Source organism: Geminicoccus flavidas (assembly GCF_009806515.1).
GTDB lineage: Bacteria > Pseudomonadota > Alphaproteobacteria > Geminicoccales > Geminicoccaceae > Geminicoccus > Geminicoccus flavidus.
Genome location: NZ_WUJP01000665.1, coordinates 1 through 2,810, shown reverse-complemented (window position 1 = coordinate 2,810; position 2,810 = coordinate 1). Strand labels below are relative to the sequence as shown.

The window sequence follows — 2,810 nt, the reverse complement described above, 5'->3', positions numbered from 1 at the left end:
TTGATCTCCCTGGTGGTTGGCCTGCCGATCGGTCTGCTCCTGGTGGTCACCGAACGCGGCGGCATCGCCCAGAACCTGTGGGTCAACCGGCTGCTGGGCGCGGTCGTCAACGGCTTCCGCTCCGTGCCCTTCATCATCCTGCTGGTGGCGCTGATCCCGGTCACCCGCTTCATCGTCGGCACCTCGATCGGCACCTGGGCGGCGATCGTGCCGCTCTCGATCGCGGCCATCCCCTACTATGCGCGGATCGCCGAGGTGTCGCTGCGCGAGGTCGACCGGGGCTTGGTCGAGGCGGTGCGCGCCATGGGCGGCAATCGCTGGACGATCGTGCGCGAGGTGCTGGTGCCCGAAGCCCTGCCGGGCCTGGCGGCCGGCTTCACCGTCACCCTCATCACCCTGATTGGCGCCTCGGCCATGGCGGGCGCCATCGGCGCCGGGGGCCTGGGCGACCTCGCGATCCGCTACGGCTACCAGCGCTTCGAGACCGAGATCATGGTGGCGGTGGTGGCGGTGCTGATCGTGCTGGTCTGCGGCCTCCAATGGCTGGGCGACCGGCTGGTGGCGCGGCTCGATCACCGCTGATCTCCGGGCGCTGATCCGGGCCTGTCTGCGCCGGGCCCGCCCCGCTATGCTGCCGGCAGGCAAGCTCGACGGGGGCCTTTTGACTATGGCGGGACGTCCGCAACCGCGCCGGCTGGTGACCCGGCGGCTGATCCTCCGACCGTGGCAGGAGGCGGACCGGGCACCATTCCGGGCGCTGAACGGCGATCCGGAGGTGATGGAGCACTTCCCGCGGCCGCTCAGCGCCGAGCGCAGCGACGCGATCATGGACGCGTGGCAGGCGCATATCGCCGAGCATGGCTGGGGCTTCTGGGCAGTCGAGCGCACCCTGGACGGCGCCTTCATCGGGGCAGTCGGCATCGCGAACGCCACCTTCCCGGCCCATTTCACGCCCGCGGTAGAGATCGGCTGGCGCCTGCTCAAGCCCTACTGGCGCAAGGGCTATACGCTGGAGGCGGCGCAGGAGGCGCTGCGCTTCGGCTTCGGGGAGCTGCGGCTGCCGGAGATCGTCGCCTTCACCCTGCCGGCCAACCTGCCCTCGCGCGGGGTGATGGAGCGCCTGGGCATGACCCGTGATCCGGCGGACGATTTCGAGCATCCTTCGGTCGAGGCCGGCCATCCGATGCGGCACCACGTGCTCTACCGGCTGAGCCGGGAGACCTGGCAGCGCGAAACCGCTGCCGGCGACTGAATTCGCCGACGGCGCTCGTGGAAAAAGCACCCGGGCAGGGCCATTTCCTGGGTCGGGCGGACGAGTGTGGCAACCGGTCGCCGCCGACACAGGGGAGGCCTCGTCGATGCAGGATCTGACCGCGGAAGGCCGCCGGGTGGTCGAGGAGGTGGCGGCGCGGCATGGGCTGTCCGCCGAGGCCGCGGCCGTTCTGCTCCGGGCGCTGGCTGAAGGCGGCGGCACGATGGCGCAGTTCAGCCACAAGGAGCTGGGCGGCATGGGCCAGTGGTCGCCGGGCGGCATGGTCATGATCGGCGACATGCTCAACCACGGCCTGAAGCAGCGGGTCGACGCCGCCTGCAACGACCTGGCGGGGCAGTTGCGCAGCCAGACGCTGGTGGCCACCCGCGCGTCGGCCAGTCAGACCCAGGGACAGCGTGGCGCCGACCGGCAGATGCAGGCCGGCTACGCCCATGGCGGCTCCGGCGCAAGCATCGCATTCGGGGCCGGCGGTTCCGGCCATGGCTGGCCGGCCGAGCTCGGCACGCCGTCGGCGACGGGTGCCCAGAATCATCTCCGCTATGCGTTTTTCCCGCAGAGCCGCCGCCTGGCCCTGGACATCGGCGGCCGGGTCACCGTCTATGACACGGGCGACCACCAGATCACCGGCTTTGGCCAGCAACAGGGCAACGACGCCTCTCTGACCTTCACCAGCCAGCACGGGCTGGTGCGGGTCGCCGACCTGCCAATCGTGTCCCCTGTCCATGTGGAGACCAAGCCCGCACCCTCCGGCGCCGCCCATGCGGCGGGCTTTCAGCCGGTTCCCGCCGTTCCCGGTTCGGGCACGGTTGCCAATGCCGCCGCTCGTGCCGGCGGCGCCGATCAGGACCAGGTCCTCGCCACGATCGAGCGCCTGGCCGGGCTGAAGGAGAAGGGCATCCTCAGCGAGGAGGAGTTCCAGGCGAAGAAGGCCGAACTCCTTTCCCGGCTCTAGCGGCCTACTTCACGAACAGCCGGCGCTCGAAGCTGCAGAAGGTCTCCACGCCGGTCTCGGTGATCCGGATCGGCTCGGAGATTGCGATGCCCCAGTCGTCCAGCCAGATGCCGGGCATGAAGTGGATGGTCATGTTCGGTTGGAGGATCGTGTCGTCGGTGGCGCGCAGCGAGATGGTGCGCTCGCCCCAGTCCGGCGGGAAGTTCAGCCCGATCGAGTAGCCGCAGCGCGAATCCTTGACCAAGCCGTGCCGTCCGATCGTGCGGGTCCAGGCGGCATGGACGTCGCGCGAGCCGGCCCCGGGCTTGGCCACCTCCAGCGCCGCCTCGATCCCTTCCACCACCACCTTGGCGGCATCGACCATCCTCTGCGGCGGCTGGCCCAGATAGACGGTGCGGGTCAGCGGGACGTGGTAGCGGTGCCGGACCCCGGCGATCTCGATCGTGGTGCCCGTCTGGGCCTGGAACGGCGCGTCTGACCAGGTGAGGTGCGGGCAGGACGTGCCGATCCCGGTCGGCATTAGCGGCACGATCGCCGGATAGTCGCCACCATATTCTTCCAGGCCGCGCGTGCCGGCCGCCTGGA

Annotated in this window: 4 protein-coding genes; 3 read left to right on the top strand and 1 reads right to left on the bottom strand. The window is 70.2% G+C overall.

Going from position 1 to position 2,810, the window contains the following annotated elements; all coding sequences use genetic code 11:
• The 3 genes from EQG76_RS18895 to EQG76_RS18885 all read left to right on the top strand — a co-directional run.
• On the top strand, nucleotides 1–582 hold a 582-nt coding region (locus tag EQG76_RS18895), incomplete at its 5' end, for a methionine ABC transporter permease (protein ID WP_159715921.1).
• Between the two features lie 85 nt (nucleotides 583–667).
• Nucleotides 668–1,252: a GNAT family N-acetyltransferase gene (locus EQG76_RS18890; RefSeq protein ID WP_159715920.1), complete on the top strand. Its 585-nt coding sequence runs from the start codon at nucleotides 668–670 to the stop codon at nucleotides 1,250–1,252.
• A gap of 106 nt (nucleotides 1,253–1,358) precedes the next feature.
• Complete coding sequence (locus EQG76_RS18885) at nucleotides 1,359–2,225, top strand: SHOCT domain-containing protein (protein WP_159715919.1); 867 nt, start codon at nucleotides 1,359–1,361, stop codon at nucleotides 2,223–2,225.
• A gap of 4 nt (nucleotides 2,226–2,229) precedes the next feature.
• On the opposite strand, the gene EQG76_RS18880 is transcribed toward EQG76_RS18885, so the two are convergent.
• Nucleotides 2,230–2,810: M24 family metallopeptidase (locus EQG76_RS18880; RefSeq protein ID WP_159715918.1), on the bottom strand; the 581-nt coding region annotated here is incomplete at its 5' end.

Excerpts from the sequence above, each read along its gene's own strand:
- EQG76_RS18890 (WP_159715920.1), top strand. The coding sequence starts at position 668 with ATGGCGGGACGTCCGCAACCGCGCCGGCTGGTGACCCGGCGGCTGATC.
- EQG76_RS18885 (WP_159715919.1), top strand. The coding sequence starts at position 1,359 with ATGCAGGATCTGACCGCGGAAGGCCGCCGGGTGGTCGAGGAGGTGGCG.